Annotated in this window: 1 protein-coding gene; it reads right to left on the reverse strand. The window is 29.2% G+C overall.

What is annotated here, in order from left to right; translation table 11 throughout:
• Positions 1–507 (reverse strand): hypothetical protein (locus tag ACP5QL_RS09290; protein WP_428127330.1); only part of this gene is annotated, 507 nt, incomplete at both ends.

A 507-nucleotide genomic window follows, 5' to 3' on the forward strand; every position in this document is an offset into this window, starting at 1 on the left:
TTTTCGTAGCAAAAACAGCAGCACTTATCTTAACATTGTCCATCTTTATTATAGATTTCTTTATATTTTCAAATTTTTCTAATAAATCGTCTCTATAACTTTTTATTATGTGATCATACTTTTTGAGTACGCTTCTATAGATTTTTTGTGTTATGTTTTGACTATCCTTAAGTAATTCCTTCTTATGCTCCATAAATCTATCGCATATTATCTTTCTTTTATAATCCTCTTCAGTATAGACAGCTGGACTAAAGCCAAGGTATACCATTTGCTGGGAAAAATCTATAAACTCATCAAGGGTACCGTTTATAACTACTTCATCTTTATGAGTTAACTTATCTTTTCCACTGCTTTTAAGGTATTTTAATAATTCTTCTATATTACTGAATCGTGTTCCATTTACTTTAAATCCATAAGGAAGCTTAGGTTCTGCACATACTTTAGTTTTTAACTTCCATTCTTTATCAGAAATCTGTTCTATTACTTGGGAGAAATCATCTTTACCAT

It is taken from the genome of Dictyoglomus sp. (assembly GCF_049968615.1).
In the GTDB taxonomy this organism is placed as follows: domain Bacteria; phylum Dictyoglomota; class Dictyoglomia; order Dictyoglomales; family Dictyoglomaceae; genus Dictyoglomus; species Dictyoglomus turgidum.